This is a genomic window from Kitasatospora sp. NBC_01250 (genome assembly GCF_036226465.1).
Taxonomy (GTDB): domain Bacteria; phylum Actinomycetota; class Actinomycetes; order Streptomycetales; family Streptomycetaceae; genus Kitasatospora.
The window spans coordinates 7,969,804-7,982,795 of record NZ_CP108476.1; the positions used below are offsets into that span (position 1 = coordinate 7,969,804).

15 protein-coding genes are annotated in these 12,992 nt (G+C 73.8%); 8 read left to right on the forward strand and 7 right to left on the reverse strand.

Going from position 1 to position 12,992, the window contains the following annotated elements; all coding sequences use genetic code 11:
- Window positions 1–142: 142 nt before the first annotated feature.
- Entirely contained in the window at window positions 143–1,192 is a 1,050-nt protein-coding gene (locus tag OG500_RS33670) for an alpha/beta fold hydrolase (RefSeq protein ID WP_329585743.1), read from the forward strand.
- Here OG500_RS33670 and OG500_RS33675 read toward each other — a convergent pair.
- The gene (locus tag OG500_RS33675; protein ID WP_329585746.1) at window positions 1,078–1,734 is read right to left on the reverse strand and encodes an HAD family hydrolase; all 657 of its coding nucleotides are present in this window, start codon (window positions 1,732–1,734) and stop codon (window positions 1,078–1,080) included. The two genes, OG500_RS33670 and OG500_RS33675, sit on opposite strands and share 115 nt — an antisense overlap.
- A gap of 77 nt (window positions 1,735–1,811) precedes the next feature.
- Here OG500_RS33675 and OG500_RS33680 point away from each other — a divergent pair, with 77 nt between their 5' ends.
- On the forward strand, window positions 1,812–2,597 hold the full coding sequence (locus tag OG500_RS33680; protein ID WP_329585749.1) for a phosphotransferase: 786 nt from the start codon (window positions 1,812–1,814) through the stop codon (window positions 2,595–2,597).
- 18 nt (window positions 2,598–2,615) lie between these two features.
- Here OG500_RS33680 and OG500_RS33685 read toward each other — a convergent pair whose 3' ends face one another.
- Both OG500_RS33685 and OG500_RS33690 read right to left on the reverse strand, forming a co-directional pair.
- Window positions 2,616–3,257, reverse strand: a complete 642-nt coding sequence (locus OG500_RS33685; protein ID WP_329585752.1) for a nucleotidyltransferase domain-containing protein — start codon at window positions 3,255–3,257, stop codon at window positions 2,616–2,618.
- 64 nt (window positions 3,258–3,321) lie between these two features.
- Complete coding sequence (locus OG500_RS33690) at window positions 3,322–3,891, reverse strand: chloramphenicol phosphotransferase CPT family protein (protein ID WP_327070628.1); 570 nt, start codon at window positions 3,889–3,891, stop codon at window positions 3,322–3,324.
- A gap of 157 nt (window positions 3,892–4,048) precedes the next feature.
- Here OG500_RS33690 and OG500_RS33695 point away from each other — a divergent pair, with 157 nt between their 5' ends.
- Together OG500_RS33695 and OG500_RS33700 are read left to right on the forward strand one after the other, a co-directional pair.
- Complete coding sequence (locus OG500_RS33695; protein ID WP_329585756.1) at window positions 4,049–5,599, forward strand: CYTH and CHAD domain-containing protein; 1,551 nt, start codon at window positions 4,049–4,051, stop codon at window positions 5,597–5,599.
- A 125-nt stretch (window positions 5,600–5,724) separates the two neighbouring features.
- Window positions 5,725–6,171: a hypothetical protein gene (locus OG500_RS33700; protein ID WP_327070630.1), complete on the forward strand. Its 447-nt coding sequence runs from the start codon at window positions 5,725–5,727 to the stop codon at window positions 6,169–6,171.
- A gap of 121 nt (window positions 6,172–6,292) precedes the next feature.
- Here the strand turns inward: OG500_RS33700 and OG500_RS33705 are convergent, their stop codons facing one another.
- The 3 genes from OG500_RS33705 to OG500_RS33715 form a co-directional block, all read right to left on the reverse strand.
- A complete protein-coding gene (locus OG500_RS33705; RefSeq protein ID WP_329585761.1) occupies window positions 6,293–6,922 on the reverse strand; it encodes a hypothetical protein in 630 nt (209 codons plus the stop codon).
- 81 nt (window positions 6,923–7,003) lie between these two features.
- On the reverse strand, window positions 7,004–7,297 hold the full coding sequence (locus OG500_RS33710; protein ID WP_327070632.1) for a transcriptional regulator: 294 nt from the start codon (window positions 7,295–7,297) through the stop codon (window positions 7,004–7,006).
- On the reverse strand, window positions 7,294–7,971 hold the full coding sequence (locus OG500_RS33715; protein WP_329585764.1) for a hypothetical protein: 678 nt from the start codon (window positions 7,969–7,971) through the stop codon (window positions 7,294–7,296). Before OG500_RS33715 ends, OG500_RS33710 begins: the two co-directional genes overlap by 4 nt.
- 99 nt (window positions 7,972–8,070) lie before the next feature.
- On the opposite strand from OG500_RS33715, the gene OG500_RS33720 reads away from it, so the two are divergent.
- The 3 genes from OG500_RS33720 (at window position 8,071) to OG500_RS33730 (ending at window position 10,397) form a co-directional block, all read left to right on the forward strand.
- Entirely contained in the window at window positions 8,071–9,039 is a 969-nt protein-coding gene (locus tag OG500_RS33720) for an MBL fold metallo-hydrolase (protein ID WP_329585767.1), read from the forward strand.
- A gap of 41 nt (window positions 9,040–9,080) precedes the next feature.
- Window positions 9,081–9,734 carry a GNAT family N-acetyltransferase gene (locus OG500_RS33725; RefSeq protein WP_327070635.1) on the forward strand — a complete coding sequence of 218 codons (654 nt, stop codon included), beginning with the start codon at window positions 9,081–9,083 and terminating at the stop codon, window positions 9,732–9,734.
- A gap of 147 nt (window positions 9,735–9,881) precedes the next feature.
- Window positions 9,882–10,397, forward strand: coding sequence for an NUDIX hydrolase (locus tag OG500_RS33730; protein WP_327070636.1), 516 nt, complete (start codon window positions 9,882–9,884; stop codon window positions 10,395–10,397).
- Between the two features lie 88 nt (window positions 10,398–10,485).
- Here OG500_RS33730 and OG500_RS33735 read toward each other — a convergent pair whose 3' ends face one another.
- Window positions 10,486–12,033, reverse strand: a complete 1,548-nt coding sequence (locus tag OG500_RS33735) for an MFS transporter (RefSeq protein ID WP_329585770.1) — start codon at window positions 12,031–12,033, stop codon at window positions 10,486–10,488.
- A 97-nt stretch (window positions 12,034–12,130) separates the two neighbouring features.
- Here OG500_RS33735 and OG500_RS33740 point away from each other — a divergent pair, with 97 nt between their 5' ends.
- The gene (locus tag OG500_RS33740; protein ID WP_327070638.1) at window positions 12,131–12,847 is read left to right on the forward strand and encodes a TetR/AcrR family transcriptional regulator; all 717 of its coding nucleotides are present in this window, start codon (window positions 12,131–12,133) and stop codon (window positions 12,845–12,847) included.
- The last annotated feature ends 145 nt before the right edge of the window (window positions 12,848–12,992 follow it).

Below are 12,992 nucleotides of genomic sequence, written 5' to 3' on the forward strand. Positions count from 1 at the left end.
CGGCTTCGGCTCTCCTGTCCCGGGTGGTGGCCGGCGCCCTCACTTTCGCATACAGTGTTCGCGAATGCTGTTTGCGAACACCGTATGCGAATGCGGTTTGCGCATGGTGCCTGCGGATGCCGCTTGCGAAAGGGGACGAGCCATGACCTGCTTCACGCGCCACGGTGACATCGAGATCGCCTACCAGGACCTCGGCGGCGCGGGTGGCGACCCGCTGCTGCTGGTGATGGGCCTGGCGGCCTCGCGCTTCTGGTGGCCGCAGGGCCTGGTGGACGAGCTGCTGGGCCAGGGCTTCCACGTGGTGGCCTACGACCAGCGCGACGCGGGCCAGTCCACGCATCTGCCCGACCGGGCCGACGGGTCGGGCAGGCGCCCGATCGGCGCCCTGCTGCGGCGGCGGGCGCCGGCCTACACCGGCGAGGACCTGGCGGACGACGCGATCGCGGTGCTGGACGCCGTCGGCTGGTCCAGTGCCCACCTGTTCGGCCACTCGATGGGCGGCCTGCTGGCCCAGCGGACCGCGATCCGCCACCCCGACCGGGTCCGCAGCCTCACCTCCTCCTCCGCGGTGCCCAGCGACGTCAGCGGCCTCGCCGTGCTGCGCTACCTGCGCCTGGGCACGGTGGCCCGGTTCGCCCGGCTACGCCTCCCCGAGGGGCCGGACGCCGACCTCGCCTTCGCCGAGCTGATCGGCCGCACCATGGCTCCGGCCGGCCAGGCCTTCGGGCCCGAGCAGGCGGCCGTCTTCCGCGAGCTGGCCGCCCGGGAGGCGGCCCACGGGGTGGTCAGCTTCCGTGACCCGAAGGCGCAGAGCCGCCAGATCGGCGCCACCTGGCACGGCGGCCGGCTCGCCGACATCACCGCCCCCGCCCTGATCCTGCACGGCGGCCTCGACCCCCTGGTCCGGGTCGCGGCAGCCCGCGCCCTCGCCGCCGCCATCCCCGGCGCCCGCCTGACCACCTTCCCCACCGTCGGCCACTTCCTGCCCCCCGACAGCTGGCCCGCCTATGCCGCCGCCATCCGCACCCTCGCCAGCCGCGCCGACCTGGCGCGCCCGGCTGCCTCGCGCGGCGGGTGCTACCCCAGCGCCTGCGTCGCCGCGGTCAGCAACTCCGGGAGTTTGCGCATGTCATCGAAGACCACGGTGCCCGGCCCGGCCAGGCGGTCCGCGCGGCTCAGGCCGCCGCAGTAGCCGAAGGAGCGCATGCCGGCGGCGCGGGCGGCGGCGAGGCCGAAGCGGCTGTCCTCGACCACGACGCAGGCGCTCGGGTCCACGCCCATCCGGCGGGCCGCGTGGAGGAAGAGGTCGGGGGCGGGCTTGCCGTGGGTCACCTCCTCGGCACTGAAGATCCGGCCGGCGAAGCGCTCGTGGAGGCCGGTCAGGCCCAGGGTGCGGCGCAGGCGGGCGTGGCTGCTGCTGGAGGCCACGCAGGTAGGCAGGTCGATGGCGTCCAGTGCCTCGACGATGCCGGTCACCGGCGTCAGCTCGCGCTCGAAGGCCTCGTCGTAGAGCGGCTTGAACTCCGCGTCCCAGTCGGGCGGCAGGGTCCGGCCCAGGTGTGCCTCGATGTCGGCGGTCATCGAGGAGTGCGAGCGGCCGACGAAGCGCTCGACGATCTCCTCCTCGCTCATCGGCCAGCCCAGTGCGGCGAGCACCACCGCGTCCACCCGGACCGCCAGCCGCTCGCTGTCGATGAGGACACCGTCACAGTCGAAGATCACCAGTTCGATCATGGGATCACCCTATCGGCGGCCGTGCGCGGGCCGGAAAACCGGTGGGGGCGGCGGAGGGACCGCACTAGGCTGCGCCCATGATCGAAGACGGCGAGTCGGTCCAGGGCGGGTTGTCGCTGGTGCGACGCGAGGGGGAGTCCATCCGGCGGCCGTGGCGTTCCTGGAGCGCCGCGGTGGGGGAACTGCTGCGGCACCTGGAACGGGTCGGCTTCACCGGCGCGCCCCGGGTGCTGGGCGGGGGCCCGCAGGAGGGCGAGGAGGTGCTCTCGCTGCTGCACGGTGAGGTCGGCGGCTCGCCGTGGCCGCCGGCGTTGCTCGCCGACGAGGGCGTGGTCGCGCTGGGCCGCTGGCTGCGCGACTACCACGAGGCCGTCCGCGACTTCCGCCCCTCGCCGCAGGCGCTGTGGGCCGGCGGCGACGTGCCGTGGCGACCGGGTCTGATCATGCGTCATGGCGATCTCGGCACCTGGAACTCGGTCTGGATGCCGGACGGGCTGGTCGGCGTCATCGACTGGGACCTCGCCGTCCCCGGTGAGCCCATCGACGACCTGGCCCAACTCGCCTGGTACAGCGTGCCGCTGCGCTCGCCCGAGCGCCAGCGCAGGGCCGGCTACGGCCCGGACGGCGCGCCGCTGGCCCGTCGGCTGCGCCTGCTCTGCGCCGCCTACGGCGGGGTCGACCCGGCCGAGGTGCTGGACGCGCTGGTCCGGCTGCAGCGTTGGGAGACCGAGCGGATCGCCAGGCTTGGCCCGCTCGGAGTGGAGCCCTGGTCGACCTTCCTGGAGCGGGAGTTCGTCCCGGACATCGAGGCGGAGCGCAGCTGGGCGCTGGCCCGCCGGGCCGAGCTGCTGGGCGAGGAGTAGGCCGCCCGGCCCAGGACCCTACAGCTGCGCGAGCCAGCGGTGGCCCGGGTGCACGCGGGCGAGCAGGTCGGCCAGGGTCGCGCGCTGGGCCGGGGTCAGCTGTGGGACGGCCGCCTCGAAGTCCGCCTGGTCCTGCGGGCGGTCGCCCTTGGCCTTGAACAGCAGGACCAGCTCGGGGGCCAGGTACGGGACGCCGTCCGGGGTGCGGCGGATGACGTCGCGGTAGGGGAGCCGGATCGTCTCGTCGCGTCGGCAGATCCAGGTGTCGCCGTCGTGGGGCTCGCGGAACACGTCGAGCAGGTAGTCGCCGGTGGCCGGATCGCGCAGCCAGGTCTGATGGACGGCGGCCAGCGCCTGTGGCGGGGCGCCCTCCCAGATCCGGCCGCTGCCCACCGCGTCGAAGACGTGACCGGGGAACCGCTCCCGGACCTCGGCGAAGCCCGCGGCCGGAATCCCGATCTCGGTGTCGCCGTGCGCGCGGGTCTGCCTGCCGTGGAACAGGTCCAGCGCCCAGCCCCCGGCCACGTACCAGGGCGTGCCGATCCCGGCCAGCCGCCGGGCGACCTCGCTCGGGCCCCAGCAGGATGCCCACCTGGCGTCCAGGGCATCGATCTCCTCGGCCGTCAGCTCGATGGCGCCGCCGGGCAGTTGCTCGCTCACGGCACGAAGCTACCAGCGGGCCTGCGGCCCCGTGACCGGATCCGGCCGGTGGACCCGCCCGATCTCAGCGTGCCTGGAGCCGGGCCGAGCGCAGCCGTTCGAAGGTGGTGGGGGTGGGGCGGTGCGGCAGGAAGGCCTTGATCTGCTCGGCGCAGTCGCGGGGGCTGCTGATCCTGGTGTCGCACTCGACGTCGTAGCTGCCGTGGGCGTGGACCGGGCCGATCTGGCGGGCGGCCAGCCCGGACGGCCGGTCGCCGCGGGCCCGCTCGCGGCGTTCCAGCTCCTCCAGCGGGCAGTGCACGCCGACCAGGACGACATTCGCGGGATCGAAGACGTCGAGACAGTCGTCGAGCCGCCAGGGCTCGCTGAGGAGGTGGTCCACCACGACGTTGTTGCCCCCCGCGGCCATCCCGGCCACCGCGCGGTGGAAGCCCGTCCAGGTGTGCCGGAGGACGGTGCTCAGCTCGTCGGGGGTCCACTCCTTGCGGGCGCGCATCGCGTGGAAGGCGTCCACGGGGAAGTGGAAGAACGTTTCGTCCAGGACCGTGAGCAGTTCCTTCGCGATGCTCGACTTGCCGGAACTCGACGTTCCGTTCAAGAAGATGATCAGTCCGCCGGTCTGCGTGGCCGCCACGTCTCTCCCCCGCCTGGTCGGTTCTCGCTGCATGATCATGGTGCACCAGCGGCCGTCCGCCCGTTCGGTCGCCCCCGGAGCAACGGTGGCGGCTACCGAACGTGACGGGTGGCCCGGGGTGATGCGGTCCGGCGGTCGGCAGGCGCATCGTAGGCGTATGGCCACTGTGCACCGAGAGGACCAGTCCTTCTTCGAGGGCGCGGCCGGTCGCCGGCTGAGGTCGCGCGGGCTGCCCGGCGTCGCCGCCGTCGAGGCCGCGCCGCCGCAGCACCTGGTCGACGTCTACTACGACACCGCCGACCTGCGCCTGCTGCGCCGGGGCGGCACGCTGCGCTGTCGCACCAGCGGCGGCGAGCCGGGGTGGCGGCTGACGGTGCCGGGCGCGGACGGCGAGCCCCGGGAGATCACGGTGCCGCTGGACGCGGGCGCGCCGGGCGCCGTGCCCGCCCGGCTGGCGGTGCTGGTGCGGGCCCGCACCCGGGGGCGGGAGCTGGTCGCGGTGGCCCGGCTGCGGACCGTCCGCAGCCGGGTGCTGCTGCTCGACCGCCGTGGCCGCACGCTGGCCGAACTGCTCGGGGAGCGGGTGTCGGCCAAGGCCCTGCCCAAGGGGCGGCTGGCCGGGGGCAGGCGGACCTGGGCCCGGACCGGGCTCACGCTGGTGGCCGGGGGCGACGAGCTGCGGGCGGCGGTCGCGCGGGTGTTGCGCGGGCAGGGCCTGCGGCCCGCCGCGACCGGTGCCGAGGGCGCTGAGGGGGCTGGGGGCGCTGGGGGTGCCGAACGCGCCGGGCTCGCCGAACTCGCCCGGCTGTTGCGGGCGGAGAGCGGTGGCGAGGGCGGGGGCGGGGGCGGTGGGGCGACCGCCGCGGCGCTGGCGGCGTACCTGCGCCGGCACACCGAGCGGCTGGTTGCCCTCGATCTGGCCGTCCGGCTCGACGAGCCGGATGCCGTGCACCAGATGCGGATCAGCCAGCGGCGGCTGCGCAGCGCCCTGACCGCCCACCGCGGACTGCTGCGCAGGCGGCGCACCGACCGGCTGGGCGAAGAGCTGCGCTGGCTCGGCGGCCTGCTCGGCCGGGCCCGGGACGCAGAGGTCACCGGTGCCCGACTGGCAGCTCAGGCCGCGGAGTTGACCGCGCCGGCGGACGACCAGGAGCTGCGCGCCCTGCTGGAACGCTGGTTCAGCCACCGCTACCGTCAGGCGCACACGGAGGTGCTCGCGGTGCTGGACGGCCCGCGTTACCGCCGCTTGCTGGACAGCCTGGAGCGCTTCGCCGAGCGGCCCCCGCTGCGCGAGCAAGCGGCGACCGGGCGTTCGGTGGCCCGGCGGACGCTGCGCCGCGAGTGCCGGCGCACCGGACGCCGGCTGCGCACCGCCTTCGCCCAGTCGCCCGGCGACCGGCGGGACGAGGCCGTGCACCAGGCCCGCAAGGCGGCCAAGCGGGCCCGGTACGCCGCCGAGTGCCTCTATCCCGCGCTCGGGGCTCGTGGACGGCGGCTGGCGGACGACCTGAAGGCGATCCAGCAGCCGCTGGGGCGCTACCAGGACGCGGTGGTCGCGGAGCAGACGATCCTGCTGGTCGCGGCCGAGGCCCGGCGGCTGGGCCAGGACACCTTCGGCTACGGCGTGCTGTACGGCGCCCAGCGCGACCACGCCGAGGCGGACCTGGCGGCGGCGGGCCGCGCCTGGGCGAGCGTCGGGCGCGGCTGACCCGGGTGCCGGGTGCGTACGGGAAGAGCTGACCTCGTACCAGATGACCGGGCTTCAGGTGACCTGGTTTCAGGGGTGGCGGCCTTTGGCTGCGGCACGGCTCGGCGGGCTGAGATTATGGGGGTATGAGCATCGCAGAACCACAGACGGAAGCGCTCCGTCGGCGCAACGAGGTACAAGAACGTCACCGGCTCCAGCTCGCCGCCCTGGACGCCTACAACCACTCCCTGGAGCAGATGGCCCTGGCCCAGGCCGGGCTGAGCCGGGCCGTGGCCGGGGCGGTGGAGGCCTTCGGCGGCCTGGACATCACGGCCAATCTGCTGGACCTGACCCTCAAGGAGGTGCGCACGCACGTGGCCGCGTTCGAGGCGGCCGGCCAGGAGGCCCCGGCGGCGGACCCCGAGACGGTCCCCGCGCAGGCGGCGTCGGCCGAGAACACCGCGACGGACGGCAAGCCGGCGGATGCCGGGAAGCCGGCCGCGGAGAAGGCCGGGGCCGACCAGGCCGACGCCGGGAACGCGGACGGCGACGCGGCGGCGGCGGAGAAGGCCGGCGCCGACAAGCGAGGCTAGGGCCTCTCCGGTTCCGGTCCCTGGCTGGGGCCGGATACGCGGAACGGACTGTGCCCACCCCCGTGGAGCACGGTCCGTTCCGCGTGCGCGGCCCACCGCCGACCGGCCCGCTGAGCGGTGGTCAGCGGAGCACGCCGCGCAGCACGTGGGCGCAGGTGGCGTAGAGCCCGAGCGCGCTGCCGAGGCCGGGCAGCAGGGTCCACAGCACGTCGGAGCCGGTCAGCGGCGCCAGCAGCAGGGTGGCCAGGGCGATCAGGCACAGCACGGCGCCGGTGACGTCGTAGACCGGGACGCTGAACAGGCGGGCCAGCGGGAAGAAGTGGATGCCGACCCCGAGCGCGATCACGGCGGTGATCAGGTGCGGGTGACCGGTGGCGTCCAGGGCGCGGACGGCGGCGAAGATCCCGATCCACTCGGCGGTGACGATCAGTCCGAACCGGCGCCCGGCGGCCTTTCCGCGGGCCCGGTCCCCGCCCGCGGGAGCGTGCGCCGCCTGCCGGCCGGCCTGGACGGCGAACCCGAACACGGCGAGCGAGGCGAGGGCCGCGACGGTGAGCAGCGCGGCGGTGAGGGGGGAGGAGTGCAGGTCGGAGGTGCCGCAGACGGTCCAGCCGAAGGCGAAGAAGGCGAGGACGCTGCTGCCGATGGCGCGGCCGCGCAGTTCGGCGCGGTTGAGACCGCCGGCCCGGGTGCCGCTCGGGGCGGGACCGGCCGGGTGGGGGAGCGGGGATCCGCTGGCGGTGCTGCTCATGACTGGCGCTCCAGGCGAGGGATGGAAGGCTGGTGGGCGGCGTGCTCGCCGCCGGTCCGCGGATCGGCGGCGCCGGCCGGCTCAGGGGCCGAGCAGCGAGCGCAGCGTCGCGGTGTAGGTCTCGAAGGCCGTGCGACCGGTGGCGGTCAGGGCGACCTGGGTGACCGGGGTGCGGCGGGCGTGGGTCTTGGTGATCTCGACGTATCCGGCGTCTTCGAGCTTGCGCAGGTGGGTGGAGAGGTTGCCCGCGGTCATGGCCAGGAGTTGTTGCAGCCGCGGGAAGGTGATCCGGTCGTCGGGTGCGAGCGCGGCCAGCGCGACCGTGACGCGCAGGCGGGCCTGGGCGTGGATGACCGGATCCAGCTCGGGGATCACGGCCGCGACCGCCGCGCCGCGGCCCGCTGGTACCCGTGGTACCCGGCCAGCGCGAGGAAGCCGCCCCCGCCGGCCAGCGACTGGACCAGGAAGTTGCCCGGGACGCCGGCGAGCACCGCGCCCGCCGCGCACAGCATGGTCCACGCCCCCAGGCTGTAGCGGACCTTGTCCTGGTCGATCATGCCCCCGGCCAGGTAGAGCACTCCGGTGAGCAGCAGCGAGGAGGAGGACCAGAGCATCGCCGCGGTGTCGGAGCTCAGGCCGCGGCGGATCAGCGCCGTGTTGACCAGCGACAGGCAGCCGAACCCCAGGGACCAGCTCCACCCGTAGAGGGCGGCCACGGTGCGCGAGGGGCCGCTGACCCCGCGGCCGGTGCGCAGCGAGTAGCCGATCGACCAGATCAGTGCGGTGACGATCAGCACGGTGGGTACTGCGGCACCGAGCCAGCCGGGGAGCACCCGGTCGGGGCCGTAGGCCAGGTAGGTGGTGCCGAAGCCGACCAGCCAGGCGCCGCCCCACACCGTGAAGAGCAGCACGGGGTTGTTGCGCACCCGGCGCCGGACGTGCTCGTGTTCCGCGGCGATCAGGGAGAGCGCCTGGTTGACGTCCAGCAGTTGATCGGTCGGCTGATCGGTCGTCCGACCGCTTGCCGGGTCGTCCTGTTGCCCGTTCATCTGGCCCTCCCCCGTTGAGCCCGGCTGAGCTCGGCAAGAACTTTGTATCGCAAACCTCTTGGCAGCGACAAGTAGCGGGACGCTCGGTAGCCTGGGCCGATGGCTTCCTCGTGGCTCGACTTCACCCTCGGCGCTCCGGTCGCAGGGGCCCCGGAACCGGCGTGGATCCACGGCTCGCCCTCCGTGCGTCGCAACACCGACCCGCCGATCCAGGTCCACGCCCACGACCGGCACACCTATCTGCTCCGGCAGAACAAGGCCGTGCACTACGAGGCGCCGTTCCTCTACCTCTTCCTGGGCAACGAACGGGCGCTGCTGCTCGACACCGGGGCGACCGCCGATGCCGCCAGGTTCCCGCTGCGCGCCACGGTGGACGCCCTGTTGGCCGACTGGCTGGCCGAAAATCCGCGCGCGGACTACGCGTTGGTGGTCGCCCACACGCACGCCCACGGCGACCACACGGCCGGTGATCCGCAGTTCGCGGACCGGCCGCACACCACCGTGGCGGGTACCGGGGCCGACGAGGTGCGGGCCTTCTTCGGCTTCTCCGCCTGGCCCGAGCAGGTGGTCGAATTCGACCTGGGCGGACGGGTGTTGGAGGTCACCGGCTGTCCGGGGCACCATCCGTCCTCGATCGCGGTCTACGACCCGTGGAGCGGGTTCCTGCTCACCGGTGACACGGTCTACCCGGGGCGGCTGTACGTGCAGGACTTCCCCGCGTTCCTCGCCAGCCTCGACCGGCTCGTCGAGTTCGGCCGGCAGCGGCCGGTGACCCGGGTGCTCGGCTGCCACATCGAGATGACCCGGCGACCGGGCCGGGACTACCCGACCGGCTGCCGGTACCAGCCCGACGAGCCGCCGCTGGCGTTCACCATGGCCCAGTTGTCGGCGATCCGGGACGCCGCGCACGAGGTCGCCGACCGCCCGGGCACGCACCGTCGGGACGACTTCGTCCTCTGGCACGGTTCGCCGGCGAGCGCGCAGTACCGGCAACTGGCCAGGCTCCTGGGGGATCGGCTGCGCAACCGGGTGCGGACGCTCCGGGGGGTGCCGAGCGGTACCAGGTAAGATGCCCAGAGGCACTTTGCCTATTACTCTCTGGGGGAAGCATGACGGCCGTCGGCGTCAGTGGGCTCGTGCGGATGTGGATCGACGGCTGGGTGGTCTCGCGCGGCGCCTCGGATCCGGCCGTCGAGCCCTGGGGCTGGACCATCGACGTCGGGCTGACCGGGCACGTCGCGCGGCACGTGCTGCCGGAGCCGACCGCGGCCCAGGTCGGCGAGCTCGTGGCCGTGACCAGTGCCCCCGGCACCTGGCTCAAGCTCTTCGCCGACGACGACACCGTCCGGCCCTGGGTCACCCCGGACTGGCGGCTGGACGCCCCGGCCTTCCTGATGAGCTGTCCGCTCGGCGCCGAGCGGGTCCGGTTGCCGGCCGGCTACGTCCGCACCAGCTGGACGCGCGGGGATGTCGTCCGGGTGCTGATCCGCACCACCGACGGGCAGCTCGCCGCCCGCGGCCAACTCGCCGTGGCGGGCCGGGTCGGCGTGCCGGACCAGATCGAGACCGCGCCCGCCCATCGGCGCAGGGGGCTGGGCGCCGTGGTGATGCGCACCCTCCAGCACGCCGCCCACCAGGCCGGTGCTGAGACCGGCGTCCTGGTCGCCAGCTCGGCGGGCCGGGCGCTCTACACCACCCTCGGCTGGACCACCCGCGCCCCGATGGCGAGCCTCTGCTTCGCACCGCCGGCCGCCGCCGGTTGAGCCGGGTGCGGCCGGTCGTGGCCGGTCGTGCCGATCGTTCGGCCTGGCACCGTGCCCGTCCGGCCGCCCGTTCGTTGATCAACACGAGCGCGCTCGGACCGGCGCCGGACGGCATTGCCGGCTCCGGCCAGGAGGAGAGGAGCGAGTATGACGACCATGGCCATACGGCCCGAGGAGTTCGCCGCCACCCTGCCCCGGCACGTGGTGTCCGCCGGGGTGCTGCTCACCGATCCGGCCGGCCGGATCCTGATGCTCCATCAGGCCCACGCCTACCCGGGGCATCCGGCGTGGTGGCAGATCCCGGGCGGCCTGGCCGACGCGGGCGAGCAGCCCAACGTGACGGCGGTCCGCGAGACGTACGAGGAGACGGGCCTCCTGCTGCCGGGCACGTTGCCGCTGCTCGCCGTCGACTACCGTGCACCGGCGGATGGTTGGCCCGCGGTGGTGGACTTCTGCTTCGACGGCGGAACCGTGGGCGCGGGCGAGACAGCGGTCCCGGCCGTCGAACTGAGCGCCGAGCACGACGACTTCGCCTGGCGCGAGTTCGAGCAGTGGCAGCCCTGTCTCCAGCCCGAGCAGCGGCCCTGGTTCGCCGCCGTCTGGCGCGCCCGCACCCGTGGCGCGGTGCTCTTCCTCAACGACGGGCAGCAGCCCACGGCGTAGCGCCCTGACGGCCTGCCCGGAGCAAGGGGGCGCCGCGGCCGTTGCCGGTCCGAGTCGGCAACGACCGCGGCGCGGAGCCGAGTCGACGTCAGGTGTGCGCCGGGGCGTCCTGTTGCGTCGGCTCGGCGGCCGGGGGCGCGGCGGGGAACGGCGCCGGGCGCAGCAGGTAGGCGACCACCAGGGTCGCGACCGCCAGCCCGGCGGCGCCGCAGCGCAGCGAGAGGTGGAGCGCCTCCACGAATCCGTTGTCGACCACCGTGTGGATCGCCGGCGGCAGGGCGGAGGCCTGGCCCGCACCGGAGTTGGTGACCGCGTTGGCGATGTCGTGCCGGGCGCCGGAGGGCACCCCGAGCCGGCCCAGCGGTGCGGCCAGCACCGCGCTGAGGCGGCTGGTGAGGATGGCGCCCAGCACTGCGACGCCGACCACGCCGCCGAGTTCGCGCAGCGTGTTGACGGTCGCGGAGGCCATGCCCGCCTTGGTCGGGGGGACGCGCATCATGACCGCGATGGAGACCGGCGTGAAGGTCATGCCCATCCCGAAGCCCAGCACGAACAGCACCCACAGGTACGCGACGTAGTGGGCGTGGCCGTCGTAGAGCGACAGGCCGCCGAGCGCCACCGCGCACAGTGCGAGCCCGACCACGATGGGGATCCGGGGGCCCTTGCGGGCCGTCATCCGGCCCGACAGCGGTGCGGCGACGATCAGCATCGCGGTCATCGGCAGGCCCGCCAGCCCAGCGCTCGACGGGGTCCAGCCCATGATGCCCTGCATGAGCAGCGGCAGGAAGAACGAGGTGCCGAAGACGCCGAAGCTGATCATGAAGCCACTGACCACCGCGCCGGTGAGCACCCGGTCCTTGAAGAAGTGCAGGTCGAGCATCGGGTCGGTGGTGCGCAGCTCGACCACGACGAAGGCCGTCAGGGCCACCACCGCGCCGGCCGCGCAGCCCAGCACGACGCCGTCGGTCCAGCCGCGGGCGGGGCCTTCGACCAGCGTGTAGACCAGGGCGCCGAGCCCCACCGCGGAGAGGGCCTGACCGGGCAGGTCCAGGCGCTTGGCCCAGGTCGCGAGCTCGGGCAGCACCCGGGAGGCCATCACCAGGCCCAGCACGCCGATCGGCACGTTGATCCAGAAGACGCTGGCCCAGCCGAGGTGCTGGACCATCGGCCCGCCGAGGACCGGGCCGACGGCCAGGCCCAGCGAGGAGAAGGCGGACCAGGTGCCGATCGCCTTGGCCCGCTCGGTGTCGTCGGTGAAGACGTGCCGCAGGATCGACAGGCTGCCCGGCGCGAGGAGCGCGGCGCCGACGCCCTGCAGCATCCGGGCCGCGACCAGCAGGCCGATCGAGTTGGAGAGCGCGGCCGCCGCCGAGCCGAGCGTGAACAGGGCCAGGCCGATCTTGAAGACCCGGGTACGGCCGTAGCGGTCGCCGAGCGAACCGCCGGTGAGCAGCAGGCCGGCGTAGATGAGGCTGTAGCCCTCGACCACCCATTGCAGGCCGCTGACGCCGGTGTGCAGTTGCTCCCCGATGCGGGGCAACGCGTTGTTGACGATGACGTTGTCGAGCATCGACATGAACATGGTGATGCACAGCGTGCCAAGGGCGAGCTTCTTACGCCGGGCAGCCGGGTCCATCATGGCATCCCTAACAGTGTTAGACGGGGCGTTGCTGTGGGCCAGAATGCCCCTAACGGTGTTAGATTGCAAGAACCTTTTCCGACGGAGGTTGCTGGTGGCGGGCGAAAGAACAGACGAACACCCCCCGCAGCCGGGGCTGACCCGGGATGCGCTGGCCCAGGCGGCCCTGTGCGTCCTGGAGCGCGAGGGCATCAACGGGCTGTCCATGCGCAAGGTCGCCACCGAGCTGGGGGTCAAGGCGGCCTCCCTCTACTGGCACGTCCGCAACAAGGAGGAGCTGCTCGACCTGCTCACCGACGCGCTGATGGCCGACGCCGAGCCGCCGCTGCGCCAGGGCGACTGGCGCGAGCAGCTGCGCGAGTACTGCCTGCGCCACCGCCGGCTGCTGCTCTCCCGGCGCGACGCCGCCAAGGTCGTGGCCGGCCGCTTCGCCCTGGGGCCGCACCTGCTGGGCCTGATGGAGGACCAGCTGGACCGGCTGCGGGCCGCCGGCTTCGCCGATGCCGACGCGGCGCTCTGCACCTACCTGCTGGGCGCCTACGTCCAGGGCTTCGTCCTCCAGGAGCAGACCCCGATCTCCGCCTCCGAGGCCATGGGCACCAGTCGCGCCGAGGTCGCCACCGCCGTCAGCGCACAGTTGCGCGGCCTGCCCGAGGAGACCTTCCCCAACCTGGTCGCCCTCGCCGACGACCTCACCACCCCGAACATGGACGAGCGCTTCGCCTTCGGCCTGGAACGCCTCATCGACGGACTGGCCGCCCTGCTCGCCCAGGCGCGCCCGAGCGAGGCCGTCCCCGAAGTGCCCGTCTGAGCCTGACCGCTGAGCCGATTCGCTTTGCCGGACCGCTGAACCGGAACCCTGAACCGGACTGCTGAGCCGAACCCCTGAGACCGGCCTCGGTCAGCCGGTAGGCTCTGGTGGTGGGGGAGTTGGGGCGGACGCGTACGGGGGAGGG

Bases quoted from the DNA above. Each gene is read 5' to 3' on its own strand.
- OG500_RS33670 (WP_329585743.1), top strand. From the start codon at position 143: ATGACCTGCTTCACGCGCCACGGTGACATCGAGATCGCCTACCAGGAC.
- OG500_RS33675 (WP_329585746.1), bottom strand. From the start codon at position 1,734: ATGATCGAACTGGTGATCTTCGACTGTGACGGTGTCCTCATCGACAGC.
- OG500_RS33680 (WP_329585749.1), top strand. From the start codon at position 1,812: ATGATCGAAGACGGCGAGTCGGTCCAGGGCGGGTTGTCGCTGGTGCGA.
- OG500_RS33695 (WP_329585756.1), top strand. From the start codon at position 4,049: ATGGCCACTGTGCACCGAGAGGACCAGTCCTTCTTCGAGGGCGCGGCC.
- OG500_RS33700 (WP_327070630.1), top strand. From the start codon at position 5,725: ATGAGCATCGCAGAACCACAGACGGAAGCGCTCCGTCGGCGCAACGAG.
- OG500_RS33705 (WP_329585761.1), bottom strand. From the start codon at position 6,922: ATGAGCAGCACCGCCAGCGGATCCCCGCTCCCCCACCCGGCCGGTCCC.
- OG500_RS33715 (WP_329585764.1), bottom strand. From the start codon at position 7,971: ATGAACGGGCAACAGGACGACCCGGCAAGCGGTCGGACGACCGATCAG.
- OG500_RS33720 (WP_329585767.1), top strand. From the start codon at position 8,071: ATGGCTTCCTCGTGGCTCGACTTCACCCTCGGCGCTCCGGTCGCAGGG.
- OG500_RS33725 (WP_327070635.1), top strand. From the start codon at position 9,081: ATGACGGCCGTCGGCGTCAGTGGGCTCGTGCGGATGTGGATCGACGGC.
- OG500_RS33730 (WP_327070636.1), top strand. From the start codon at position 9,882: ATGACGACCATGGCCATACGGCCCGAGGAGTTCGCCGCCACCCTGCCC.
- OG500_RS33735 (WP_329585770.1), bottom strand. From the start codon at position 12,033: ATGGACCCGGCTGCCCGGCGTAAGAAGCTCGCCCTTGGCACGCTGTGC.